Origin of the sequence: Nocardiopsis kunsanensis DSM 44524, assembly GCF_000340965.1 — a bacterium.
In the GTDB taxonomy this organism is placed as follows: Bacteria; Actinomycetota; Actinomycetes; order Streptosporangiales; family Streptosporangiaceae; genus Nocardiopsis; species Nocardiopsis kunsanensis.
In genome coordinates this window covers 83,058-105,733 of the sequence record NZ_ANAY01000019.1, presented here as the reverse complement: position 1 = coordinate 105,733, position 22,676 = coordinate 83,058, and the positions used below count along the sequence as shown (strand labels likewise).

The following is a 22,676-nucleotide window of genomic DNA, read 5'->3' as shown; positions in this document are numbered from 1 at the left end:
CCCTGCCGTGCCCCGGGGCCGGCGGTGTTCTCAGACGTGCTTGGCGTGTGCCTGGCTGGTTTCCACCCACGTCTCCAGAGCGTGCCGGGCCGCCCCGCTGTCGATGGCCTGCGCGGCCCGCTCACAACCGGAGCGCACCGCCTCGGTCAGGGACCCCTCGACGCCGTCCACCGCCGCCAGCGCCGCACCCGCGTTGAGCAGGACTGCGTCGCGTACCGGTCCCTTGCGGCCCTCGACCGTCTCGCGCACGGCCCGGGCGTTGAACTCCACGTCCCCGCCGCGCAGAGCGTCCTGCGCGGAGCGGGGGATCCCCAGTTCCACGGGGTCGAGGACCTCGCGCCGGGCCCTGCCCCCACGCACCACCCAGACCGTGGACGTGGTGGAGATCGTCAGCTCGTCGATACCGTCGTCACCGCGGAAGACCAGGGCGTCCGAGCCACGCCGGGCGAAGACCCCGGCGATGGTCTCGCACATGGCCTCGTCGAAGACCCCGATCGCCGAGGTGGTGGGCCGGGCCGGATTGGTCAGCGGCCCCAGGAAGTTGAACACCGTCGGCACCGCCAGCTCACGGCGCGGCTTGGCGGCGAACTTCAACGACGGGTGGAACATCGGCGCGAACGCGAAGGTGATGCCGGCCTCCTCGGCCACCCGCGCCGTCATGTGAGGGGGCAGGTCCAGCACCACACCCAGGCGCTCGAGCACGTCGGCGGTCCCGCAGGAGGAGGAAGCCGCCCGGTTCCCGTGCTTGACCACACGCGCGCCCGCCGCGGCCGAGACGATCGCGGCCATGGTCGAGACGTTCACCGTGTGTGCGCGGTCGCCGCCGGTACCCACGATGTCCAGACTCGGCCCCGGGACCTGTAGGCCCACGGCGTTGCCGAGCATGCCCTCGGCCAGCCCGGTGACCTCCGAGACGCTCTCGCCCTTGGCACGCAGGGCGATCGCGAAACCTGCGACCTGGGCGTCGGTGGCCGAGCCCGACATGATCTCGTTCATCGCCCACTCGGTGTCGGCGGCGCTCAGGTCGGTCCCGCCGAGCAGCACGGTGATGAGGTTGGACCAGTTCCGCTCGGTCACGGCGGAGGGTTCGTCGGCAGGGCTTGCTGAGGTCGGGGCGTTCATGGTGTGACTCCACGGGCTGTGCACGGCAAAGGGGCTTTTCGGCGGTGCCGGACGGGCTGCATGGCAGGCCGGTCCGCGCTTGCAGGTTCTAAAGAGGCGCAGGGCCGCGCCATCGCCCGATGTCGGCACCGTGGTTGAGAGCCCCGCCCAGGACGAGACGGCGCAGCAGATGCTCCTGGCCGTCCTCCTGCGCGGTCGGACCGTGCGGGTGAGCCACGTGCCTCACCCGTCGACGAGCATCGTGCGTGAGCGCATGAGCTCGGCCAGGGACTCCGCCAGGGCGACGGGGTCGAGCGGATGGCTGACGACGGCCTCGGCGCGCGACCACGTACCGAGCCAGCCGTCGTCGCGCCGTCCCACCAGCAGCAGGACCGGCGGGCAGCGGAAGATCTCGTTCTTGACCTGGCGGCACAGGCCCATGCCACCCACGGGGGAAGCGGCCTCGCCGTCGAAGACCGCCACGTCGATGCGGTCGTCCGGGTCCTGGGAGTCCAGCTTGTTGATGACCGCGGGGGCGGTCGCGCACTCGAAGAACTCCACCTTGGGCACGTCCGCGGCGGGCCGGCGGCCCACGGCCAGGCGCACCTGCTCACGGGTCTCAGCGTTGTCGCTGTAGATCAGCACGCGCATCCTGGTGCCGGAGTCGGTACCACTGCCCACCATCGCGCAACCGTCCCATCACGTCGGTCCGCGGCCGTCGCCCGAGGCGCGGCCGCAGGGGGTTCCTTGGCTGTTCCCCTCCGACTGTATTCCCTCGCGCTCGTGGTGCACAGAGAAGGCCCGGGGACGTCCCGCACGTTGAGATGTTGGACACCAGCCCACCTGGGGTGCCCGGGTGGCCTGAATCACCACCCCCAGCGGTCATGTTATGCAACGGTGATGCTTTTGTTGCTCTCGCGATGATCGGGAGCGGTTCGCGGGCGCCTCCCAGGGGTACGGAAAAGCCCGGGACGCCCAGGATCAGGCCGGTGTGGCGCCTACAGCGTGTCGTAGAAGCGCCTCGGCCGAGCCGATCGTTACAGTAACGCCCGAGTCACGGGCAGGTGGGCCTCCGGGCGCTTGTGAGCGGTCGATGCCGGTGCTGATCCGTCGCCTTACGGGGGGTCGAGTACGGCGCTGCGCGAGATGCCGTAATAATGCTCCCGTGGCGACAGCAACCGCGAACCCAAAAACAGCACCGACACCAGCGCATGGTGCGGCAAAGCGTCCTGACCTGGTGAGCGTTGGCACCATCGTTTGGCTTGCCAACGAGCTCATGTTCTTCGCTGCGCTGTTCGCGATGTACTTCACCATCCGATCGGTGATCACCGGAGACCCCGACCTCGGGGCCTGGCCGGACGCCCACCTGAACGTTCCGTGGGCGTCGACCATCACCGTGGTCCTGGTGGCTTCCAGCTTCACTGCGCAGTTCGGCGTCTGGGCCGCGGAGCGCGGGGATGTCCGGAAGCTGCGTATGTGGTTCTTCATCACGTTCTTCATGGGCCTGTTCTTCATCTGTGGACAGGCTTATGAGTACTACGAGCTCATCGTTCACGAGGGACTGACTCTGCAGTCGAGTTCCTACGGATCGATGTTCTTCTTGACCACGGGCTTCCACGGACTCCACGTCATCGGTGGGTTGATCGCGTTCCTCATCATGTTGGGACGTACGTACGCCGCGAAGCGCTTCACTCACCAGCAGGCGACCAGTGCGATCGTCGTGTCCTACTACTGGCACTTCGTCGACGTCGTCTGGGTCGCTTTGTTCTTCACCATCTACTTCATCCAGTGACCCGAAACGGGGAAACCGTGAAATGGATTACCGCGCGGCGGCGGCATCCCCTGGCGGGGTATGTCGTCGTCATCCTCGCGCTAGCCCTGTTCGGCGTGGGGTACGCCGCGATGGCCCCCACCGCCGAGGAAGCCAGGGCACAGACCCTCTCCGCTGAGGCACCGGACCCGGACGACGTCGACATCGCCGAAGGCCGGGCCATCTTCGACCAGACGTGTGCGAGCTGCCACGGTCAGGACGGCTCCGGCGGCCCGAACGGGCCCGACCTGCGTGAGGCCGGTTCCGCTTCGGTCGACTTCCAGGTCAGCACCGGACGTATGCCGTCCATGGACCCGGACAGCCAGATGCCCCGCAGGGACATGGTCATGTCCGAGGAGGAACTCACCAACCTGATCGCGTACTACGACGCGGAGATCAGGGACGGCGAAGCCGGGCCCGACGTGCCTTACGAGGTGCCGGGCAAGGAGCCGCAGCGCGAGGACTTCGAGGACGAGGGCTCCTACGAGGAGGCCCTCGAGACCTACGAGGCCGAGTACGACTCCTACATCGAAGGTGCCAGCGACACCGACGAGGGCATGAAGCTCTACCTGACCAACTGTGCGCACTGCCACAGCTGGTCCGGCGGGGGCGGAGCCCTGACCGACGGCCGTTGGGCCCCCGAGATCCACGACGCGACCCCGCGCGAGATCTACGAGGCCATGGTCAGCGGTCCCGGCGCCATGCCGATGTTCAGTGACGGCGTCATCGTTCCGGAGGAGAAGCAGGAACTCATCTCCTATGTGAAGACCCTCCAGGCCGAACCCGATGCGGGCGGGATCTTCGCCCTGGACCGCGTCGGTCAGGTTGCCGAGGGCTTCATCGGGTGGACCGTGGGTCTCTCCCTGATCGTGGCCTGCGCGATCTGGATCACCGCGAAGCAGCGTGCCCATGACTGAGAACAACAACAACGACAAGAACGAGGCCGGGGACGACAAGCCCGAGCGCGTGGTCGGCACCCCGTCGTCCTCCGCCGAGGAGCGTGTGGTCTCCGAACAGCCGGCAGAGAACGAGAGCGCCCACGCCGGGCCCTTCGAGCCCTTCGAGACGCACCTTCGCTCCGAGGAGCAGATGCGGCGCGGGGACAAGATGGCGTCGGCGTGGTTCATCATCGCCACTCTGGCCGGTATCGCCTTCATCGCGTCCTACTTCGTCTTCCCGCCGAACTCGTCCGGCGAGCCGATGATCGCGGACCCGCAGATCGCGCAGTACTCGAACATGCTGCTGGGTGGCACGCTCACCCTGGCGATGTTCGGTATCGGCGCGGGTATGACCGTGTGGGCCCGCAACGTGATGCCCCACTACGAGGTGCACTCGCCCTACGACGAGCTGCCCTCCAACGAGGAGGAGAAGGGCTCCTTCAGCGAGTTCTTCATGAAGGGCGCCGACGAGAGCGGCTTCACCAAGCGTCCGCTCATGCGCCGTACTCTCCTCGCGTCGATGATCCCGCTGGGCATCGCGCCCGTCGTGCTGCTGCGCGACCTGGGTCCGCTGCCCCGGGAGAAGATGCACCACACCCCGTGGGAGAACGGGCGGCGCATGTACGTCGAGGGCACCCACCGTGCCCTGCGGGCCGAGGACCTGGAGAACGACCCCAACGGGATGATCTCCGCCCTGCCCGCCATCGACGACGAGCGGTACCCGCACGGCATCAGCATGAACGACCAGGCGAAATCCGTGATCCTTCTGATCAAGGTCCCGGAGGGCGACTGGAAGGAAGGCATGAACCAGCCGGTCTCGGAGGACTCCGACGAGACCCACATGAACTGGACGTACAACGGGATCGTCGCCTACTCGAAGATCTGCACGCACGTCGGCTGCCCGGCGGCGCTGTACGAGCGCACGACGCACCGCATCCTGTGTCCGTGCCACCAGTCGACGTTCGATGCCGCGGACGCGGCCAAGGTCGTCTTCGGTCCGGCCCACCGCGGTCTGCCGCAGCTCCCGATCGGTGTGGACGATGAGGGCTACCTCATCTCGACCGGCGACTTCAACGAGCCGCCCGGTCCGACGTTCTGGGAATACCAGGGGGGTAGCGGCAGCTGATGAGCAAGACGACTCAGGCACCCAAGGCACTGCGCGGCGTCGGTAACTACATCGACGACCGATTCCACCTGGCCAAGACCGGTGAGAAGAACCTCCGCAAGGTCTTCCCCAACCACTGGTCGTTCATGCTGGGCGAGATCGCGCTCTACTCGTTCATCATTCTGCTGGTCACCGGCGTCTTCCTGACGCTCTGGTTCAAGCCCAGCATGATGGAGATCGTCTACGACGGCTCCTACGAACGCCTGCAGGGCGTCCCGATGTCGGAGGCGTTCGCCTCCACGCTGTACATCGACTTCGATGTGCGCGGTGGTTTCCTGATGCGGCAGATCCACCACTGGGCGGCGCTGATCTTCGTCGCCGCCCTGGTGATCCACATGCTCCGTGTGTTCTTCACCGGTGCGTTCCGCAAGCCGCGCGAGATCAACTGGCTCATCGGTGTGGCGATCTTCGCTCTGGCGATGGTGGAGGGCCTCTTCGGCTACTCCTTGCCGGACGACCTGCCCTCGGGTATGGGCGTGCGGATCCTGCAAGGCGTGATGCTGGCGATCCCGCTCGTCGGTACCTACATCTCGATGTTCCTCTTCGGCGGGGAGTTCCCCGGCGAGGACATCATCACCAGGTTGTACGTGCTGCACGTTCTGCTGATCCCGGCGTTGTTGCTGGGATTGATCGTCGCGCACTTCATGATCCTGTGGCACCAGAAACACACCCAGTACCCAGGGGTGGGGAAAACCGACAGAACAGTGGTCGGGACACCCATGTTCCCGGCCTTCGCGGTCAAGGCGGGTGGGTTCTTCTTCTTCACCTTCGCCGTGATCGCGGGTCTGAGCGCGTTCGTCCAGATCAACCCCGTCCACCTGTTCGGGCCGTTCACGCCGACGTCCATCACCTCCGGTCTCCAGCCGGACTGGTACATGGGCTTCATGGAGGGTTCACTGCGAATCTTCCCGAACTGGCTCGACTTCACGATCCCGATCGGTCCCGGATACCCGATCATGGTCGCGGTCCTCGTGCCCGGTCTGGTCATCCCGGGCCTGATCTTCGGTGGTCTGGCCCTGTGGCCGTTCATCGAGCAGTGGATCACCGGTGACAAGCGCGCCCGCAACGTCGCCGACCGCCCCCGCAACGCTCCGGTCCGTACCGGTGTGGGTGTGGCAGGTGTCGTCTTCTACGGCGTGCTGTGGCTGGCGGGCTCCAACGACATCCTGTCGGAGACCTTCTCGATCGACCTGTACCTGACGACCTACATCTTCAGGGTCCTGGCGATCGCGGGTCCGATCCTCGGGTTCGTCATCGCCAAGCGCATCTGCCTCGGGCTGCAGCGCCGTGACCGGGAGACCCTGGAGCACGGTTACGAGAGCGGCACCATCCAGCAGCTGCCCAGCGGTGAGTTCATCGAGGTGCACAAGGAGAGCTCCAGCGAGACCGTGGAGGTCCTGAGCAGCAAGAAGGACCCCTCCTCCACCGTCCTGCAGGAAGAGGACGTGGACTCGAGCGGTGTGGAGAACCCCGATGCCCGCAAGGGCATGGGCAAGCTCCGCAGGGCGCTCGCGCACTGGTACACGAAGGACAACGTGACGGTGCGCGACGTGGAACCGCACAGCGGCCACCACCTGCACCACACCCACGACCACACCTCCCAGGAGGGCCCCGAGGAGGACGAGGACGGGCATTAACGAGTGACCCGCGGATCCGCTCCCCGAGGCGGATCGTCCTACCGACGACGGACCCGGCCGTGCCACGGCCGGGTCCGTCGTGTGTCCGGGGCCTGTTCGTCCTCAGGGGCTTCCTGTGGGCCGTGTGCTGCTCGGGGTAGGCAGGCAGGCCCGGCGCCCCGGACGTCTCTCCGGTGCGCTTCGTGTGCCATGGGAGCTCGCAGGCGGGGGTGCGTGCGCTACCCGTGCCCGTCGTCCGGAAGCGGATCCGGAGGAGAGGAGGCCACCGGTCGCGGACACGAAGGAGCCGCCCGCCCCGACGGGGCCGGCGGCTCCTTCGTGTCCGTCCCCACGGGACCCGGCCCGGGGTGTGCGTCGGAACGGCTTCAGCCGTTGTAGATCTCCTCGATCTCCTTGCTCCAGGCCTTGTTCACCACGTGGCGCTTGACCTTGAGCGAGGCGGTCATCTCACCGCTCTCCTCGGAGAAGTCGGTGGGCAGGATCCTGAACTTGCGGATGCTCTCGGCCTTGGACACGGCCTGGTTGGCGTTGTCCACGGCCTCCTGGATCGCGGCGTTCAGGTCGGGGTCGGCGGTCATCTCCGCGAGCTCGCCGGTCTTGCCCTTCTGCTGCTTCCACTGCTCGAAGGAGTCGGGGTCGATCGTGACGAGCGCGGCGATGAACTTGCGGTTGTCGCCGACCACCATGCACTGGGAGACCAGCGCGCTGGCGCGGATGCGGTCCTCCAGGACGGAGGGGGCGACGTTCTTGCCGCCGGCGGTCACGATGATCTCCTTCTTGCGGCCGGTGACCGAGAGGAAGCCGTCGTCGTCCAGGGCGCCGAGGTCACCGGTGTGGTAGTACCCATCCTTGGTGAAGGCCTCCTCGGTCGCCTTCTCGTTCTCCCAGTAACCGGGCATGATGTGGTCGCCCTTGAGGAGGATCTCCCCGTCCTCGGCGATCCTGATCGAGGTGCCCGGCAGGGGCCGGCCCACGGTCCCGATCTTGTTGAACTCGGGGCTGTTGACCGAGGTCGGGGCGGTGGTCTCGGTGAGGCCGTAACCCTCGATGATGGTGAAGCCGATGCCTCGGAAGAAGTGGCCCAGGCGCGCTCCGAGGGCGGAACCGCCGGAGACGGCGTACTCGGCCTCGCCGCCGAGGCGGGAAGTGATCTTGCCGTAGACCAGCTTGCTGAAGAGCTTGTGCTTCAGGCGCAGCGACAGCGGGACCTGGCCGGTGTCGAGCGCCTTGCTGTAAGCGATCGCCGTCTCGGCCGCGGTGCTGAAGATCTTGCCCTTGCCCTCGGAGACCGCCTTCTGCTCGGCCTTGGTGTAGACCTTCTCGAACACGCGGGGCACGGCCAGCAGGAAGGTCGGTTTGAAGACCGAGAACTGGTCGATGAGCTCGGGGCCGGTCGAGGGGAAGTGGCCCAGGGTCGCATTGGCCTCGATCACCATGACCTGCACGAAACGGGCGAAGACGTGCGCCAGCGGCAGGAACAGCAGGGTGGAGGGGTCCTGGTGGCCCTTGAGGACCTGCTTGGCGGGGCCCTCCAGGGCGCCGCGGGCGATGAAGAGGAAGTTGCGGTGGGTGAGGCGGCAACCCTTGGGCCTGCCGGTGGTACCGGAGGTGTAGATGAGGGTGGCCAGATCGTCGGCCTTGACGGCGGTACGGCGCTCCTCGAGGGTCTCGTCGGAGATCTCGGAGCCGCTCGAGCGCAGTTCGGCGAACTCCGCCTCGTCGATGCGCCAGAGTTGCTGGAGCCCGGGGGTGTTGGAACGGACCGACTCCACGCGCTGGGCGTGCTCCTCGTTCTCGACGAAGGCGGCCTTGGTGCCGGAGTTGGAGAGGATCCACTCGATCTGCTCGGGGGAGGAGGTCTCGTAGATCGGTACGGTGACGCCGCCGATCGACCAGATGGCGTAGTCGATGACCGTCCACTCGTAGCGGGTGCGGGACAGCAGGGCGACGCGGTCACCGTGGGCCACACCGGCATTGATCAGTGCTTTGGCGTAGGCGGTGACGTCGCCGTGCATCTCCTCGGTGCTGATGGCACGCCACTGGCTTTCGGACTCCTGCTTGCGGGCGGCCGTGGCCTTGGGCTCGGCGGCCGCATGGGCGTAGAGCGTGTCGGTCAGCCGTGCGTCGTCGGAGATCTCGACGACCGCTGGAGAGCTGTATTCGCGCACGTGGTGCTCCTGGACGTGAACGGATTCTGATGTGTGTGGGGACGTGATGACCGTAACAATGAATGCTACTCGTGAGTAGAACAGGTTGCCGTTCGGTATCCAACAGTGACCGGACACCCTGCGGTGACGTGCTGTCGAGGACGTCTCACCTGCATGTGACGATATCCCTTGGTGTGCCCCATGCGCACATTCGGTGTTCCTGTTGAGGAATAGGGCTTTCGAGGTGGTCGTGCCAGCGGTCTCCTCCAGTGGCCGAGCGCGCCCGCCACGATGCCCGGCGCTCTCAGGTGTGTCCCTGAAACCTCCCGGATGCGGGCCCGGAACCCTGTCCGCGGTCCGTGTCCCCGGTTAACGTGAAGCCGAGGACGTGTCACGACAGGAGAAGGACATGACGGACAACGACGCCCGCGAGACCGGGCAACGGGGCAATCAGGGCCAGGACCGTCCCCCGGGACCCGACCCCGTCGACAGCGTCCTGGGCCTCGTCGGCGACGTCCAGCGCAGGATCTTCGCCGCCGGGGTCAGGCGCGGGGTCGCTTCGGTGGGCTCCCGTCCCAAGGAGGAGGACGTGTGGGGCCGGGCGATCCGGTTGGAGGCGCCCGAGCCCAGGCCGGCCGCCGAGGAAGTCTTCGACATCGTGCGCAGGGCCGCCCCCGAGGTGGCCGGTCACCTCGGTCGGGCAGGCCTGAGCCTGGCCGACGCGGTGGGCCGCACCTGGGGTGTCCTCGAGCGTTCCTTGGAGCAGGCCCGTGAGGAGGGGCGTGCTGCCCGCGAGGCGGAGGAGGCCGGGGGCCGGGCCCAGGAGCCCGGGGCCGGGCGCGTGTGAGGGAGCGGGGGAGTCCGGTGCTCGGCCGATGGTGACGGGTGGGATGCCAGGGGCGGCTCGGCCTGGTTTAATCGAATGGTTTACACCATTTGCAAGGACTCTGATCTGAAGGCGCCTACTTGTGTCAGAGTTTGTGCGTAAGTGCGAAGGAGCTGCCCCCATGCTGACCATCGGCGTAGACATCGGCGGAACCAAGGTTGCCGCCGGTGTCGTCGACCCCCACGGGCAGATCCTCGACCGCGTCAAGCACCCCACCCCCGCCGAGGACCCCCGCGCTCTGGCCGACGTCGTGGCCCGCGCCGTCGATGAACTGCGCGGACGCCGTGACGGGGACGAGGTCGGGGCCGTCGGTGTGGGGGTGGCCGGTTTTGTCGACGAGGACCGTGCCACCGTCCAGGTCGCGGTCAACATCGGGCTTCGCGACCATCCCCTGCGCGACCGTGTCCAGGAACGTGCCGGCCTTCCCGTGGTCATCGAGAACGACGCCAACGCGGCCGCTTGGGCCGAGGCCCGCTTCGGTGCCGGCCGGGACAGCGGCCATATCGTGTGCGTCACCCTCGGTACCGGCATCGGGGGTGGTCTCGTCCTGGACGGCAAGCTCCACCGCGGCCGGTACGGGGTCGCGGCCGAGATCGGCCATTACCGGATGGTCCCGCACGGCCGCAGGTGTGCCTGCGGCAACCACGGCTGCTGGGAGCAGTACGCCAGTGGCAGTGCCCTGGTCGCCGAAGGGCGCGACCTCGCCCGCACCGACCCTGTCGCCGCCGAGCGCATGCTCAAGCTCGCCGACGGCAGCGTGGAGGGCATCGAGGGCCAGGCCATCACCCAGGCGGCCCTGGAGGGTGATCCCGCTGCCCTGGAGTGCTTCGAGGCCGTCGCCGACTGGACCGGGCGCGGCCTGGCCGACCTGGCCGCGATCCTGGATCCGGAGTGCTTCATCGTGGGCGGCGGGGTCTCCGACGCCGGGGAGATGCTCCTCGACCCCGTCCGGGTCTCCTTCGCCCGCAACGTCTCCGGCGGTCCGGGGCGCAGGCTCGCCGACATCCGTGTTGCCGAGCTCGGAGGAGAAGCAGGCATCGTCGGAGCAGGGGACCTGGCCCGTCTCTGACACCGCTCTCGACGCCGTACGGCCGCCGTCCTCCCCATGAGGGGAACGGCGGCCGTACGGGCGGGTGAGGACGCACTGCCGGGGACCGGGAAGCGGCACCCTGCCGGGGTCTAGGCCTTCTCCCCGGACCCGGAGGCCTTGAGCGCCTTGCGCTCCTTCCGACGGGCGCGGCGTTCGTCCTTGCGGGCACGGCGCTCGGCCTTGCGGCGCTCCTTGTCGTCGGCGTGCTGCTCCCGCTTGGCCTCCTTGGCCTCGGCCTCCTGCTCCTTCTTCACCGCCTGGGCGTAGCGGTCGACGTACTCCTGACCCGAAAGTTCCATGAGCGCATACATGATCTCGTCGGTGACCGCGCGAAGGACCCGCTGGTCCTCCTCCATGCCGTAGTACCGGGAGAAGTCGAGGGGCTCACCGAACTTCATGTGCGGGCGCACGCCCAGTTTGGGGACGGTACGGCCGGGAGGCATGATCTTCTCGAGGTTGATCATCGCCATCGGGACCACCGGGGAACGCGATTCCAGAGCCAGGCGTGCAACGCCGGTACGGCCGCGGTAGAGCTTGCCGTCGGGGGAGCGGGTGCCCTCGGGGTAGATGCCCAGCAGGTCGCCGCGTCTGAGGACCCGTAGCCCGGTGCGCAGCGCCGCCTCGCTGGCCTTGCCGCCCGAGCGGTCGATCGGGATCTGCCCCACGCCGCTGAAGAACGCCCGGCTGGCCAGACCCTTGACCCCGGTTCCGGTGAAGTACTCCGCCTTGGCCAGGAACGTGATCTTGCGCGGCAACGGCAACGGGCCGAAGAAGTGGTCGGAGAAGGAGAGATGGTTGCTGACCATGATGGCCGGACCGCGGCGGGGCACGTTCTCCACACCCTCGGCCCTGGGCTGCCACAACACGGCCAGCACCGGCCCCAGGATCGCTTTGACCACCCAGTAGAACATTCGGATCACCCCTGCGTTCGCGGGGAGCTCTGGGCAGGGTCCACCGCTGTCCAATTCCCGCTCGGTCAACTACGGCCAGGACACCCCCGCCCGGGGTGGCGGGTGCTCGTCGTCCGACGTGGGCCATCTTCCCATCGGGCCAGGCCCTCTGCCAAAGCGTGCCTGAAGGTACGGCCGTGTCCGGTTCCCCACGAGGATACTGGTCCACCGCACCCGACCGACCGCCACCCCTGAGGTCACGGGCGGCCGGGTGGACCGGCGGCCCCGTCCCGGGCCCGCACCCGGGACGGGGCGGGCCGGAAGAGGCCGCACGGCGTTAGTGTGCAGACATGGCGTGCGTCCGTCCGAACGGCTAGCCTCGCAAGCCGGACACGCCTCATGGCCACGGCCGGCGCCGCCCGGAAGCGCCGAACGATCCCCCGGGAGACACCTCCGTGACATCGACCATCCCGACCGCGCCGGACACCGCACTGCTCCCAGGGGCCGAGCCCTTCAGCCACCGGGGTTCGCGGGTCGGTGCGCTGCTGTGCCACGGATTCACCGGCTCACCGCACTCGATGCGCCCCTGGGCCGAGTATCTGGCCGAGGCCGGGCTCAGCGTGGAACTGCCCCTGCTGCCCGGCCACGGCACCGTCTGGCAGGACATGAACCTCACCACCAGCGACCACTGGTTCGCCGCGGTCGAGAGCGCCCTGTTCGACCTGGCCGAGCGCTGCGACGAGATCCACGTGATGGGACTGTCCATGGGCGGTGCGCTGAGCCTGCGCCTGGCCCGGGAACACCCCGACCTCGTCTCCTCCGTGGTCCTGGTCAACCCTTCCTTGACCCTGGAGGACGTCCGGCTCCCCTGCATCGCGCCCTTCCCCCGTCTGGCTGCGCGCCTGCTGCCCTCCACACCCGGCATCGGTAGCGACGTGTCCCGTCCCGGTACCGGGGAAGGGGGATATGACCGGGTGCCGACCGCGGCCGCGGCGACACTCCCGAAACTGTGGCGCACCGTCCAGAACGGGATGTCCGGTTTGCGAGCGCCGGTCCTGGCCTACCGGAGCACCCAGGACCACGTGGTGGGGCCACGGAGTCTGCGTATCCTCGCCAGGAGAGCGGTCAACACCAGGGTGACGATCCATCTGCTCCGGGACAGTTACCACGTGGCGACACTCGACCATGACGCGCCCACGATCTTCGCCGGAAGCCTCGCGTTCGTGCGAGAGCAGAAGAGGAGCGGGGAAGGAGTCGACCGATGACACACCGTCGGGAGAACGGCCTGCTCGCCGATGCCTACGTTCCGCTGATCCTGCTCTCCCCGTCGCTCGCCGACCACATGCTCGAGGTCCTGCGCCGCAGCGGTATCGCCGCCTACGCCCTACCGCTCGACGAGGACGTCCTCGAACCGGACGGCGGCGGGGAGGACCCGCCCACCGACCACCTCTACGTCGACGCCGAGGAACGCGCGGCCGCCGAGCAGGTCCTGGACGCCGAACTGCCCGGGCTGGAGGAGAACGGGCACCACGAGGACGCCTCCGACCTGCTGGCCCCGCGCACCGAACCCTTCCCCGACCCGGAGGAGGGCGCCGACGAGCGCGCCCCGGGCGGGGCCGACAACGCCGTCGGTGGAGACCTGCTGGACGGCCCGCTCCACGAGGCGGCCGGGAACGGTGCCGGGTCCGGCACCGACGACGAGATCTGGAAGGACCTGGTCGCCCGTTTCTACGACACCGCGGCCGGACCGGACCGGGGCAGCGCTTCCTGGCCCGACGCCGAGAACCTCGGGACCGAGAGCCGCGAGGACGACTCCGCCTCCGACCGGATCGGAGACCTGCTCGCCTCCCGTGCCCGCCGCCGCGACGACAGTGACGACGACGCACGCGAGGAGGACGAGGAGGCCGCCGCCCGCCGTGCTGAGGAGGAGTTGGAGGGCCACTACGAGCCGCCTCCCCCGCCGCCCCTGCTGCAGGGGGACAAGGTCGGGATCGCCGCGTGGTCCGGACTGCTGGCGGCGCCCGTGGTGCTCTTCGGGGCGGCCTTCCTGGGCATCTCGCTGCCGAACTGGCTCATGCTCGCCGCGGTCGTGGCGTTCCTGGGCGGCTTCGTCGTGCTGATCCTGCGCATGACCGACAGCCGTCCGCCCGGCGACAACGGGCCGGACGACGGGGCGGTGGTCTGAACCTGGGCTTCGACGTCCCCCTCTGGCGCACGTTCGCGCTCTACCGCGCCGTCGCACTGGTCCACGCCGTGGTCCTCGTCGTCCAGCACCACGAGCACCTGACACGCCCTTGGACGGCAGGGGGCGTGTTGGCGGTGATGGCCCTGTGGACCCTCGTGAGCGCCCGCCTCTATGCCCGTCCGCACCTGCGTGGCCGGCGTGTGCTCACCGCCGACCTCCTGGTGGCCTTCGGGTGCCTGTTCGCCACCGCCCTCGCCGCCGGGCCCCACTACCTGACTCAGGCCGCTCCCCTGAGCGCGTACTGGTTCGCCGGTGCGGTCCTGGCCACCGGAGCGGTCGCGGGCGTACGCGCAGCGGTCCTGGTCGCGTTCCTGTACGGTCTCGGCGACCTGGCGCTGCGCGAGTTCATGGGCGCAGCCGTCACCGGCGCCACTCTGCGCGGGGTGGTGCTGCTCCTGCTGGCCGGTACCGCTGTGGGGTACATGGCCGGAGTGGCCCACCGGGCCGAGACGCGTTTCGCCCGCGCCGTGGAGCTGGAGGCGCGCATGCGCGAGCGTGAGCAGATCGCCCGTTCGGTGCACGACTCGGTGCTCCAGGTACTCGCCCTCGTGCACCGCCGCGGGGAAGAAGCCGGGGGAGAGGCGGCCGAACTCGGGCGGATGGCCGGTGAGCAGGAGGCACTCCTGCGTGCTCTGGTCAGCGGGACGGTGGCCCCGGCCCAGGACGTCCCCGGGACCGCGGACCTGTGCGAACTCCTGCGCGGGCAGGGGTCTGCTCTGGTCTCGGTGTCCGGCCCGGCCGATCCCGTCGAGCTGCCCGAGCACATCGCTCGGGAGCTGGCCGCCGCCGTGCGCGCGGCGCTGGACAACGTGGCCGTGCACTGCCCGGAGGGCACCCGTTCCTGGGTCCTGCTGGAGCACGAGGAGACCGGGGTGACCGTCAGCGTGCGCGACGAGGGCCCCGGTATCGCCGAGGGGCGCCTGGAGGAGGCGCGCCGTGAGGGCCGTCTGGGTTTCACGCAGTCGCTCCTGGGCCGTGTGCACGACCTCGGCGGGACCGTCGAGGTCGTCTCCGGCCCCGGGGAGGGGACCGAGGTCGAGATCCGTCTGCCACGCCCCCGCTCCGCCGGGGTGCGGGCGTGACCGGAGCGGACGGCTCAGCGGGCGGGGCCGTCGCCGGGTTCCTCCTGGGCCGAGAAACGCTGCTCCAGCCAGGGATCGGCCCGGTTGTGGTACCCGCGTTCCTCCCAGAAACCCCGGCGGTCGGCGGTCATGTACTCCACCATCCGCAGCCACTTGACGCTCTTCCAGCCGTACAGGTGGGGCACCACCATCCGCAGCGGATGGCCGTGCTCGGGGGTGAGGGGACGACCGTCGCAATGGGTGGCCAGCAGCACCGACGGGGCCAGGAAGTCCGACATGCGCAGGTTGGCGCTGTAGCCGTACTCGCCCCACACCATCACGTGGGTGGCCTCGGGGGAGGGCGGCGCCAGCGCGACCAGGTCCAGCGCGCTCACCCCGGACCAGCGCACCTGGGGGACGCTGAAGCGCATCACGCAGTGGAAATCACTGACCGCCTCGGTGCGGGGCAGCTCCTGGAGCTCCTCGTGGGTCCAGTGGTAGGCGCCCAGGTCCTCGGTGGCCCCCACCACGCGTAGGTTCCAGCGCTCGGGCCGGAAGGTCGGTACCGGCCCGTAGTGCAGGGCCTTGTGCTGGTACCGGACCGCTTGTCCGGGTGGGAAGCCGGTCGACCGGTCCCCGCCCTGTCTGCCGGGCTCCGTTCCAGCGGACAATCGGTTCCCCCCCGTTCGCGTGTCGGTGCCAGGTCCCCTCCATTCTCCCAGTGGCCGAGGAGAGCTAGGTCACTCCCCCCGTTCTTGTGCGGGGAGGGAGAGTGTGGGTTATAGTCACTGCCATGCAGCGGAACTTTTGGCGCTTTTATGGCTACCGGCCCGTACCCCGGACGGTCGCCTGTAAAGCGCTGCGCTGACACAGACGACTTCTCCAGGAGCCCCGGGCCGGACAGGCCCGGGGCTCTCTGCGTTCCGGGCGACGGTCCCCGGCGGCTCGACCGCACTCGACACACAGGGACAACCCACATGGTCATCGTCATGGCACCGGACGCCACACCCGCCAACATCGACGCGCTCGTCGAACTGGTCTCCTCCGTCGGAGGTGAGGCCTACGTCACCCGCGGGGTCAGCCGCACCATCATCGGTCTGGTCGGTGAGGTCGACCGGTTCCAGGACCTGGGGCTGGCCGCCAGGCCCGGCGTGGCCGAGGTACTGCGTATCTCCGCCCCCTACAAGCTCGTGAGCAGGGAGAACCACGACAGCCGTTCCGTTGTCAGCGTGCGCGGCGTCCCGGTCGGCGGCGAGAACATGTCCGTCATCGCGGGCCCCTGCGCCGTGGAGACCCCCGAACAGACCCTGGAGGCCGCCCGTATGGCCCGGACCGCGGGGGCGTCCCTGCTCCGCGGCGGTGCCTACAAGCCCCGTACCTCCCCCTACGCCTTCCAGGGCCTGGGCGAGGAAGGTCTGAAGATCCTCTCCGACGTGCGCGAGGAGACCGGGCTGCCGATCGTCACCGAGGTCGTGGACGCCGCCGACGTCGACCTGGTCGCCTCCCACGCCGACATGCTCCAGATCGGCACCCGCAACATGCAGAACTTCGCCCTGCTCCAGGCGGTCGGGGACGCGGGCAAGCCGGTCCTGCTCAAGCGCGGCATGAACGCCACCATCGAGGAGTGGTTGATGGCCGCCGAGTACGTCGCCCAGCGCGGCAACCTCGACATCGTGCTGTGCGAGCGCGGCATCCGCACCTTCGAGAAGGCCACCCGCAACACCCTCGACATCAGTGCCGTGCCGGTCGCGCAGAAGCTCTCGCACCTGCCGGTCATCGTCGACCCCTCGCACTCGGGCGGCAAGCGCGACCTGGTCCTTCCGCTCTCCCGCGCGGCCGTGGCCATCGGTGCCGACGGGGTCATCGTGGACGTGCACCCGCACCCCGAGACCGCCCTGTGCGACGGCCCCCAGGCGCTGTTGGAGGAGGACCTGGCCGAGCTGCGCGACCTGGCGGGCACCCTCGCCGCGCTCACCGGCCGGACTCTGACCCCGGCCCCGGAGCGGCAGCCGGTCGGCCTGTAGGTCCGGCTGCGCCGGCCCCTCCCTGAGCGGGACCGGGGCCGGCGCCGGTGGGGCCGCCCGCGCCGGTTCACCGGCCGGGACGGTTCACCGCAGCCGCACGTCGAGGCGGGTGTGCGAGTTGACCAGCATCGTGGGGGAACGCGGCACGTCCCCGACCACGGTCAGCCCCGGCCACCGGCCGAAGACACGGGACAGCACGACACGGGCCTCCAACCGGGCCAACGGCGCCCCGATACAGAAGTGTGCGCCGTAACCGAAACTGGAGTTGGTCTCGGTACGGCGCACGTCGAACTCGCCGGCGGTCGGTCCGTAACGGTCCGGGTCACGGCCCATCGCGATGTAGGAGACCAGGACCGGGTCGCCCTCGGCGATGTGCACGCCGTCGGCATCGGGGTGGACGTCGGCACCGTCGACGTCCTCGGTCGCGAAACGGGTGAGGAAATTCGCGGTCGGGGAGTCCCACCGCATGGTCTCCTCCACGGCGCGCTCCCACGGCACCTGCCCGGAGCGGAGCAGCTCCACCTGTTCGGGCCGGGAGCTGAGGGCGCGGGTGGCGTTCAACAGCAGATGGGCGGTGGTCTCGTGGCCGGCAGCCAGCACCACGTAGAGGGTGACGACGAGGTCGTCGCGTTCCAGCCGTTCCCCGGGGGGCAGGGCCAACAGGGCGCTGGTCAGGTCGTTGCCCGGGTCGCGTTCGCGCTGGGCCACGAGTGAGTCGAGCCAGGCGTGCAAGCGCCCTTCGGCGTCGCGGCTGTCCTTGCGGGTGTCGTCGAACAGGTCACTGTAGAGCCGCCCGAGTTCGGGGTGGTCGGCCTCCTCCACCCCGAGCAGGGAGCCGATGACGCCCATCGGCAGTGGCCAGGCCACCAGGGAGCGGAAGTCGACGACCCCGTCCGGGGCCTTCTGCGCGGCTTGTTCCAGCTCACCGAGGAGCCGGTCGGCCAGGGCGCTGATGACGGGTTCCAGGGCCTGGACCCGGCGGGCGGTGAGTGCCTGGGCCAGGGGGCGGCGCAGGAGGCGGTGTTCGGGGCCGTCGACGATGTTGAGGGAACGGCCCGCGGGGGCGGCCAGGCTCAGGAGCGGCCAGTCCTGGGGGATCTCACCGCGGTTCAGGGCGGCCCAGTGGCGGGGGTTCTTCGTGAAGCGTTCGGCGTCCTTGAGGAGGTTGCGGCCGGGTTCGTCGCGGGTGACGGCCCACATGGCCACGCCGCCGGGGAGTTCGACGGGGACGATGGGGCCGTGCTCTCGCATGCGCGAGGCGTCCTCGTGCAGATCGGGGCTGAGGGGATCGAGTCGGTGCACCGGTCTGGAAAGGCTCAGAGCCACAGAGAATCTCCTAGGGGATCGGATGGTTGTGTGGGTGGGGTGAAATCGACCGGCAGTTCCTCCAGGGCACGGATGAGGACCTGGGGCTGCCAGCGCAACTGGTCCGCGGGGACGGCCAGATGCAGATCGGGGAGTCGGGTGAGCAGGGTCTCGATGGCGCTGACCGTGATGCTCTCGGCCAACGGACGGGCCATGTGGGGGCAGCCGTGCGGCCCGTGGGAGAAGGAGAGGTAGGCACGGCTGTGGTGCTGGTCCTTGGACCGGCCCGGGGGCCGGAACAGCGGGTCCTCGTGCGCGGCCGCCAGCCCGAGCAGGACCAGATCGCCCGCGGGGATGGCCGTACCCGCCAACTGGGTGGAGCGGGTGGTCCACCGCCCCGCGTAGATCTGGGTCGGGGTGTCGTCCTTGAGGACCTCACGCGCGGCCTCGGTGACCGAACGGCGGCCCCGCGTGAGCGAATCGGTGTGTGACTGGTCGGTGAGCATGAGCCTGATGGTGCTGCCGATCCAGTTGGCACAGGTCTGGTGACCGCCGATGATGGCGATGAAGATGTCCGCTGTGAGCTGGCGGTGCGTGAGACCCAGCCCGCTGTAGGCCAGGTACGAGGCGACATCGTTTCCGGGGGTGGCCATGACCCGTGTCGCGTGCTCGCCGCAGATACGTTCCACGTCGGCCATACCCTGGGCGGGGTCGCCCCCGGCACCCATCAACTGGAGGAAACCGGTGACCAGGGCGTCGTGGTCCTTCTCGGGCACACCCACGGCCCAACCGAGGGCCAGTACGGGCAGCAGTTGCGCGTAGGAGGAGATCAACTCCGTCTGCCCCTTCTGGGCGAAATCGTCGATCAGGCGCAGCGCGGACCTGTGGCAGTGCTCCTCGAACTCCCACTGGTCGATGCGTGCGAGGGCCTGATTGAGCACGGCCGACCGGCGCCGGTGCTCCTCGCCCTCGCTGTAGATCAGGGCGTCGGTGGCCAACCCGCCCCCGATCAGCGGCCACAGCGGCCAGTCCGGGGGCAGCAGGTCCAGTAGCCTCCACCGGTGGAAGGACCGTCCGAAGAGTTCCGGAGCACAGGTCACCTGGAGCAACTCCGAGTAGCCCAGGACCAGCCACGCGGGGACGTCCCAGGCCAGGAGCACCGGCGCCACCGCGCCGTGGCGCCGGCGCAGGTCCCGGAAGAGCCCGGCCGGATCACCCTGGTACATGTCTCCCCCCAACCGCAGCGCTCCCTCGTGGGAGGAGGGCAGGGAGAACGGCAGCTCCGGGTGGTCCATGGTGGTCTTCTTCCGATCGGTCGAGCTCTGCGGACGGCCGGCCGGACCGTCCTGGTGGCCTGTGTTCGCGGTGTCCTTCATCGCACGGTCGTTCCTTCCAACATGTGCTGGCGGTGCAGGACCAGTTCCGCCAGGGCCGTGCCCACCTGGGCGGGATCGCGGGCGTCGCAGCGCAACAGGGGGGTGCCCGGGTCGAGGTCGAGGCTGGTGCGGATCTCCTCCAGGCTCCACCGCCTGTCCTCGTCACCGAAGGGGTTGTGGGCGACCAGGTGCGGCAGACCGGCACGCTCCACACGGTCGAGAGCGGCGAAGGAACTCTCCACATCGCGGGTGTCCACCAGCACGACCGCGCCCACGGCCCCCTGGCAGAGGCGTTCCCAGAGGGCGTGGAAACGCTCCTGGCCGGGAGCCCCGAACAGGTAGAGCACGATCTCCTCGTCGATGCTGATCCGGCCGAAGTCGAAGGCGACCGTGGTGGTGGTCTTGTCCGGCCGCAGCTCGAGACCCTCGTCCACGCCGGCGCCGGCCTGGGTCATCTCGGCCTCGGTGGTCAGCGGGGTGATCTCGCTGATCGAACTCACCAGGGTCGTCTTGCCCACCCCGAAGCCACCGGTGACCAGGATCTTCAGGGAGACAGTGGTGGAGGGGGCCAGGGGTTCATACAGAGAGGTTGATGAGACCGACACGTAGTTTCTCCAAGAGTCGACGGTCGTCGGCCGGGGGCACGGATGTCTCCAGAGGTCCGAGTGCGCCCGCAGCGCGCAGGGTGATGTGTCCCCGGTCGAGGAGATCGGCCAGCAGGATGGTGACCGCGCCCAACGGGATGTTCAGACGGGCCCCCAGCTCGGCCGGGGAGATCGGTCGGCCGCAGATCCGCACGATGTCGGCCTCTTCCAGGGACAGTTCCGAGGTGTCGGCCCGCTCGGTGATCACGAGTGAGAAGGGATCCGGACGCAGGGTGGTGCCGCTCCGGCCGCCGACGACCATGTAGAGGCCGTCGGGGACGTCCGGGTCCATCATGCTGAGGCCGTCCCGCTGCCGTGGCGGCTGGGTGTGGCCAGCTGTTCCGGCAGGCGTTCGACCAGCCGGCCCATCTCCGTGGCGACCACACCGAGGTCGGCCGCCGGACGTGACAGGTCCGCGAGCACGGCCAGGGCGGATCCCGCACCGGCCCCCATCACCAGGAGATGGTGGGGGTCGAGATCCACGGCCACGGTCCTGACCGGGTCCCGGACACCGAACACGGTGTTGACCTGGCCCCCCGTGGCCAGGAGCCCGCATGCGGAGGCCGCCAGCCCGTCGGCCTCGTCGCGCCCCAAGGTGCTGTCGGCCGAACGCACCAGACCGTCGGTGGACAACAGGAGCACGTGGCGTACCCCGGGGACCTCACCAAGTTTGTCCATGAGCCAGGTCAGGTCGGTCAACATCAGGTGTCCTCACGTTTCTCTGCAGGAGGGGTCGGCCGGGTGTGCGCGTGCCATTGGGCGATGCGGTGACTGGTGGCGGCATGGTCACGAGGCACCTCGATGCCCCGGGGCGAGGCCGGGTCCGGGGAGATGGTGGCGCCCCGGCGGCGGCGCGGCAGGTGTGCGGGGCGTTCAGCCCCGGTGGGTTCGGCCGCGTCTTCCTTCGCGGTGGCGGGTGCCGGATCCGGGGCCGCTGCCTCCGGAACGGGGACCGGTGCCGGGGTCCCGGCGGCGCTCCCGGGAACGGAACGGCCGACAGCGGTGGAACTGTGGAACGTGCTCTCCCCGCCTGTGCTCCCGGAGCCGGCCGGGGTGGGCAGGGCGGCGCTCACGGCGGCCTCGTCGGTGCGCAGCAGGCCGTTGCGGGGGATCCAGATGGTGGCCCGGGTCCCTCCCCGAGGCGAGGGACCGATGTCTACGTGGGCCCCCAAGGGGTCGGCGGAACGCCGGACCACGAGCAGCCCCAGTTGGTTGGCGGAGAGTTCGGCGATGTCGGGCCGACGGGTCGGGTCCAGGCGGCGGCGCACCTCGGCGAGCTGTTCCTCGGTCATGGCCAGGCCGCTGTCGTCGATGTGCACACCCAGGCGCATCGCGGTGCTCTCGAAGTGCACGACGACGGCCTCCGAGGGGGCCGAGAAGGAGGTGGCGTTGTCGACGAGCTCAGCGGTCACCTGCATGATCGCGTTGACGGCGCGCCCGTCGACCACCACGGGGGAGGAGGGGGAGTGCATCCGGACCCGGGAGAAGTCGGGGACACTGCCGATCGCTGCGCGCACCACCCGTTCGATGCGTAGGGGCCGGGTCCAGTTGCGGCCGATCCGGTCGGCCTCGGCGACGGTGAGCAGGCGTTGGATGAGCATTTCCAGGCGGGACAGGCCGGCTTCCACGGCCATGAGGTCCTCACGGACCCGTTCACCGGTCTGGGTGGTCTCCAGGCTGCTCCAGTAGGGCAGGCTGCGTTCTTGCACCTCGGCCCGCAGGTGGGCGACGCCGGCCCGGGCACGCGCGGAGCAGCCCCTGACGATGCTGAGCAGCCTACGGCGCTGCTGGTGGCCGCGCCACAGTGAGCGGGTCATCGCCTCGATCAGCTGCTGTGTGGCCGGATCGGGCCTGCCCCGGCGGTCGAGTTCGGCGAGCACGGTCTCGGCGGAAGCACCTTCCCGCACCCGCTGGGTGACTCGGGGGAAGGTGTCCGTGGCGACCGAACGGGTGGCGCGTTCCCGGTCGTCGAGGGCGGCCCGCAGGCTGTCGGTCTCGGCCTGCAGACGGGCGTTCTCGGCGCGGGCTCCGTCGAGGAGCGTGGCGTCGTGCTCGGTCCGAGCGCGGGCCCGGCGCAGCTGGAGCGCCGTGTAGGCGGACACGGCCAGGAGGGCGACGACACTCACCACGAGTGCCCACACCCAGATCTGCCCGGCCGGTTGTTCTGGGGCCAAGGTGTCTGTCAACAGCATTCGTCGGTCGATTCACGTCGGAGGAGGGGTTCGGGAAAGGGCACCGAAGGGCGGGTCCGGATATCGGTCCGATTTTTTCTCACGGGCCGGTGGCTGGTTTCCGGTTCGGGTGTCGATGCCGGGCACGGAGGTCATCCGTTCGATGTCTCGGCCGGGTGTGTTGTT

The 22,676-nt window shown here is 69.3% G+C and carries 22 protein-coding genes; 10 read left to right on the top strand and 12 right to left on the bottom strand.

The annotated features are described in order from the left end of the window. Positions 1 to 30 precede the first annotated feature (30 nt). The 3 genes from trpD to D456_RS0114060 all read right to left on the bottom strand — a co-directional run bounded on the left by trpD (position 31) and on the right by D456_RS0114060 (position 1,785). Positions 31 to 1,122: an anthranilate phosphoribosyltransferase gene (gene trpD / locus D456_RS0114065; RefSeq protein ID WP_026115873.1), complete on the bottom strand. Its 1,092-nt coding sequence runs from the start codon at positions 1,120 to 1,122 to the stop codon at positions 31 to 33. A gap of 88 nt (positions 1,123 to 1,210) precedes the next feature. Continuing rightward, the gene (locus D456_RS27775; RefSeq protein WP_272980735.1) at positions 1,211 to 1,339 is read right to left on the bottom strand and encodes a hypothetical protein; all 129 of its coding nucleotides are present in this window, start codon (positions 1,337 to 1,339) and stop codon (positions 1,211 to 1,213) included. Between the two features lie 5 nt (positions 1,340 to 1,344). Beyond that, positions 1,345 to 1,785: a chemotaxis protein CheY gene (locus D456_RS0114060; protein ID WP_017576824.1), complete on the bottom strand. Its 441-nt coding sequence runs from the start codon at positions 1,783 to 1,785 to the stop codon at positions 1,345 to 1,347. A gap of 481 nt (positions 1,786 to 2,266) precedes the next feature. On the opposite strand from D456_RS0114060, the gene ctaE reads away from it, so the two are divergent. From ctaE to qcrB, 4 genes are read left to right on the top strand one after another with little or no spacing between them, the layout of a single operon-like run. Beyond that, entirely contained in the window at positions 2,267 to 2,893 is a 627-nt protein-coding gene (gene ctaE / locus D456_RS0114055; RefSeq protein WP_169336001.1) for an aa3-type cytochrome oxidase subunit III, read from the top strand. A 17-nt stretch (positions 2,894 to 2,910) separates the two neighbouring features. Continuing rightward, on the top strand, positions 2,911 to 3,828 hold the full coding sequence (qcrC, locus tag D456_RS0114050) for a cytochrome bc1 complex diheme cytochrome c subunit (RefSeq protein WP_230480307.1): 918 nt from the start codon (positions 2,911 to 2,913) through the stop codon (positions 3,826 to 3,828). Next, on the top strand, positions 3,821 to 4,975 hold the full coding sequence (gene qcrA / locus D456_RS0114045) for a cytochrome bc1 complex Rieske iron-sulfur subunit (RefSeq protein ID WP_017576821.1): 1,155 nt from the start codon (positions 3,821 to 3,823) through the stop codon (positions 4,973 to 4,975). The genes qcrC and qcrA overlap by 8 nt, the downstream gene beginning before the upstream one ends. Then, positions 4,975 to 6,651 (top strand): cytochrome bc1 complex cytochrome b subunit, encoded by a 1,677-nt coding sequence (gene qcrB / locus D456_RS0114040; RefSeq protein WP_017576820.1) that lies wholly within the window; start codon positions 4,975 to 4,977, stop codon positions 6,649 to 6,651. Before qcrA ends, qcrB begins: the two co-directional genes overlap by 1 nt. A 365-nt stretch (positions 6,652 to 7,016) precedes the next feature. Here qcrB and D456_RS0114035 read toward each other — a convergent pair whose 3' ends face one another. Then, complete coding sequence (locus tag D456_RS0114035) at positions 7,017 to 8,819, bottom strand: AMP-dependent synthetase/ligase (protein ID WP_017576819.1); 1,803 nt, start codon at positions 8,817 to 8,819, stop codon at positions 7,017 to 7,019. Positions 8,820 to 9,207: 388 nt separating this feature from the next. Between D456_RS0114035 and D456_RS0114030 the strand changes: the two genes are divergently transcribed. Further along, positions 9,208 to 9,645, top strand: coding sequence for a hypothetical protein (locus D456_RS0114030; RefSeq protein ID WP_017576818.1), 438 nt, complete (start codon positions 9,208 to 9,210; stop codon positions 9,643 to 9,645). Positions 9,646 to 9,805: 160 nt separating this feature from the next. Next, entirely contained in the window at positions 9,806 to 10,753 is a 948-nt protein-coding gene (locus D456_RS0114025) for an ROK family glucokinase (RefSeq protein ID WP_017576817.1), read from the top strand. 110 nt (positions 10,754 to 10,863) lie between these two features. On the opposite strand, the gene D456_RS0114020 is transcribed toward D456_RS0114025, so the two are convergent. Continuing rightward, positions 10,864 to 11,685, bottom strand: a complete 822-nt coding sequence (locus tag D456_RS0114020) for a lysophospholipid acyltransferase family protein (protein WP_017576816.1) — start codon at positions 11,683 to 11,685, stop codon at positions 10,864 to 10,866. A gap of 434 nt (positions 11,686 to 12,119) precedes the next feature. On the opposite strand from D456_RS0114020, the gene D456_RS0114015 reads away from it, so the two are divergent. From D456_RS0114015 to macS, 3 genes are read left to right on the top strand one after another with little or no spacing between them, the layout of a single operon-like run. After that, entirely contained in the window at positions 12,120 to 12,929 is an 810-nt protein-coding gene (locus D456_RS0114015; protein WP_017576815.1) for an alpha/beta hydrolase, read from the top strand. Beyond that, positions 12,926 to 13,849 carry a hypothetical protein gene (locus D456_RS0114010; RefSeq protein WP_017576814.1) on the top strand — a complete coding sequence of 308 codons (924 nt, stop codon included), beginning with the start codon at positions 12,926 to 12,928 and terminating at the stop codon, positions 13,847 to 13,849. The genes D456_RS0114015 and D456_RS0114010 overlap by 4 nt, the downstream gene beginning before the upstream one ends. Further along, entirely contained in the window at positions 13,846 to 14,991 is a 1,146-nt protein-coding gene (macS, locus tag D456_RS0114005) for a MacS family sensor histidine kinase (RefSeq protein ID WP_373295723.1), read from the top strand. The genes D456_RS0114010 and macS overlap by 4 nt, the downstream gene beginning before the upstream one ends. Before the next feature lie 14 nt (positions 14,992 to 15,005). Here the strand turns inward: macS and D456_RS0114000 are convergent, their stop codons facing one another. Further along, positions 15,006 to 15,641 (bottom strand): molybdopterin-dependent oxidoreductase, encoded by a 636-nt coding sequence (locus D456_RS0114000; RefSeq protein WP_026115870.1) that lies wholly within the window; start codon positions 15,639 to 15,641, stop codon positions 15,006 to 15,008. 306 nt (positions 15,642 to 15,947) lie between these two features. Between D456_RS0114000 and aroF the strand changes: the two genes are divergently transcribed. Then, a complete protein-coding gene (aroF, locus tag D456_RS0113995) occupies positions 15,948 to 16,994 on the top strand; it encodes a 3-deoxy-7-phosphoheptulonate synthase (RefSeq protein ID WP_017576811.1) in 1,047 nt (348 codons plus the stop codon). Positions 16,995 to 17,078: 84 nt separating this feature from the next. Here the strand turns inward: aroF and D456_RS0113990 are convergent, their stop codons facing one another. The 6 genes from D456_RS0113990 to D456_RS0113965 are packed head-to-tail and all read right to left on the bottom strand — an operon-like array spanning position 17,079 to position 22,511. Further along, positions 17,079 to 18,320: a cytochrome P450 gene (locus D456_RS0113990; protein WP_026115869.1), complete on the bottom strand. Its 1,242-nt coding sequence runs from the start codon at positions 18,318 to 18,320 to the stop codon at positions 17,079 to 17,081. After that, the gene (locus D456_RS0113985; RefSeq protein WP_017576809.1) at positions 18,311 to 19,675 is read right to left on the bottom strand and encodes a cytochrome P450 family protein; all 1,365 of its coding nucleotides are present in this window, start codon (positions 19,673 to 19,675) and stop codon (positions 18,311 to 18,313) included. Before D456_RS0113985 ends, D456_RS0113990 begins: the two co-directional genes overlap by 10 nt. Continuing rightward, positions 19,672 to 20,280, bottom strand: coding sequence for a GTP-binding protein (locus tag D456_RS0113980; protein WP_017576808.1), 609 nt, complete (start codon positions 20,278 to 20,280; stop codon positions 19,672 to 19,674). The genes D456_RS0113985 and D456_RS0113980 overlap by 4 nt, the downstream gene beginning before the upstream one ends. Further along, positions 20,252 to 20,614: a DUF742 domain-containing protein gene (locus D456_RS0113975; RefSeq protein WP_017576807.1), complete on the bottom strand. Its 363-nt coding sequence runs from the start codon at positions 20,612 to 20,614 to the stop codon at positions 20,252 to 20,254. The genes D456_RS0113980 and D456_RS0113975 overlap by 29 nt, the downstream gene beginning before the upstream one ends. Next, complete coding sequence (locus D456_RS0113970) at positions 20,611 to 21,021, bottom strand: roadblock/LC7 domain-containing protein (protein ID WP_017576806.1); 411 nt, start codon at positions 21,019 to 21,021, stop codon at positions 20,611 to 20,613. The genes D456_RS0113975 and D456_RS0113970 overlap by 4 nt, the downstream gene beginning before the upstream one ends. Continuing rightward, the gene (locus D456_RS0113965) at positions 21,021 to 22,511 is read right to left on the bottom strand and encodes a sensor histidine kinase (RefSeq protein ID WP_017576805.1); all 1,491 of its coding nucleotides are present in this window, start codon (positions 22,509 to 22,511) and stop codon (positions 21,021 to 21,023) included. Before D456_RS0113965 ends, D456_RS0113970 begins: the two co-directional genes overlap by 1 nt. Positions 22,512 to 22,676: the final 165 nt, after the last annotated feature.

Excerpts from the sequence above, each read along its gene's own strand:
- trpD (WP_026115873.1), bottom strand. The coding sequence starts at position 1,122 with ATGAACGCCCCGACCTCAGCAAGCCCTGCCGACGAACCCTCCGCCGTG.
- D456_RS0114060 (WP_017576824.1), bottom strand. The coding sequence starts at position 1,785 with ATGGTGGGCAGTGGTACCGACTCCGGCACCAGGATGCGCGTGCTGATC.
- qcrA (WP_017576821.1), top strand. The coding sequence starts at position 3,821 with ATGACTGAGAACAACAACAACGACAAGAACGAGGCCGGGGACGACAAG.
- qcrB (WP_017576820.1), top strand. The coding sequence starts at position 4,975 with ATGAGCAAGACGACTCAGGCACCCAAGGCACTGCGCGGCGTCGGTAAC.
- D456_RS0114030 (WP_017576818.1), top strand. The coding sequence starts at position 9,208 with ATGACGGACAACGACGCCCGCGAGACCGGGCAACGGGGCAATCAGGGC.
- D456_RS0114025 (WP_017576817.1), top strand. The coding sequence starts at position 9,806 with ATGCTGACCATCGGCGTAGACATCGGCGGAACCAAGGTTGCCGCCGGT.
- D456_RS0114020 (WP_017576816.1), bottom strand. The coding sequence starts at position 11,685 with ATGTTCTACTGGGTGGTCAAAGCGATCCTGGGGCCGGTGCTGGCCGTG.
- D456_RS0114010 (WP_017576814.1), top strand. The coding sequence starts at position 12,926 with ATGACACACCGTCGGGAGAACGGCCTGCTCGCCGATGCCTACGTTCCG.
- aroF (WP_017576811.1), top strand. The coding sequence starts at position 15,948 with ATGGTCATCGTCATGGCACCGGACGCCACACCCGCCAACATCGACGCG.
- D456_RS0113985 (WP_017576809.1), bottom strand. The coding sequence starts at position 19,675 with ATGAAGGACACCGCGAACACAGGCCACCAGGACGGTCCGGCCGGCCGT.
- D456_RS0113975 (WP_017576807.1), bottom strand. The coding sequence starts at position 20,614 with ATGATGGACCCGGACGTCCCCGACGGCCTCTACATGGTCGTCGGCGGC.
- D456_RS0113970 (WP_017576806.1), bottom strand. The coding sequence starts at position 21,021 with ATGTTGACCGACCTGACCTGGCTCATGGACAAACTTGGTGAGGTCCCC.
- D456_RS0113965 (WP_017576805.1), bottom strand. The coding sequence starts at position 22,511 with ATGCTGTTGACAGACACCTTGGCCCCAGAACAACCGGCCGGGCAGATC.